At 36.5% G+C, this 704-nt stretch carries 2 protein-coding genes; both read right to left on the bottom strand.

Translation table 11 applies throughout. The features are described from left to right. Positions 1 to 354, bottom strand: a 354-nt coding sequence (locus tag C3E90_RS10470) for an anti-sigma factor family protein (protein WP_236915616.1), incomplete at its 3' end; no start/stop codon positions are given. Between the two features lie 137 nt (positions 355 to 491). Continuing rightward, positions 492 to 704 (bottom strand): sigma factor-like helix-turn-helix DNA-binding protein (locus C3E90_RS10465; RefSeq protein WP_272879129.1); only part of this gene is annotated, 213 nt, incomplete at its 5' end.

Here is a 704-nt window from a genome sequence, read left to right as displayed (position 1 = left end):
AAGGGTGATCGTTTGTTCCGGCATATTGCGATTCACGGAAGGCAACAAAACATATTGATACAACAAAAACAACGGCAGAAGAATGGCAGCGGCCGTGCGAGTAAAATTCCAAACTTTTTCTCTGAAAGTCAAAAACGCAATTTTTCGCGACAACGTATCCCATGCAGCTGAAACATCGATACTTTTTTGCTTTCTGTAATTCTCCGAAAGGCGATAAAGATGACTTATCTCCTGAAATTTTACACGAAATTCGGGAGAGGATTGAAGCAATTCCTCAACACGTTTTCTTTCATCCGGCGATAAGTTGCCATCGAGATAAGAAAAAATTTGCGACTCATCAAAAATTTCACTCATGTTCTTGTTCTACCTGATAAAATGGATTTACTTTATACTTTTGACTAAATTTATTGAACTCTTCTAAAATGCCAACTTTCTTAATAGACGAACGAATCGAGAAACACCCTATTGAAAATAACTTTATTTATATATCTTTAACACAGATCACGTAAAAAATGGCAAAAAAGAAGAAGGAGAGGAAAATAATCTTTGAGTTCTATCCGTAATAGGACCAATGCTTTACTGATATACGATTCAACGGTTTTAGGCGAAATCTGCATCTTTCCCGCAATTTGATCATACGTCATATCTTTAAAACGACTCATTTCGAAAGCCTGTCTGATGTTATCGGGCAATTTATCCAACGC

It is taken from the genome of Clostridium sp. Cult2 (assembly GCF_021655075.1).
Lineage (GTDB): Bacteria > Bacillota > Clostridia > Tissierellales > Tepidimicrobiaceae > Schnuerera.
Note: the sequence above shows the minus strand (reverse complement) of the source record. Positions and strands in the feature narration are given on the sequence as shown.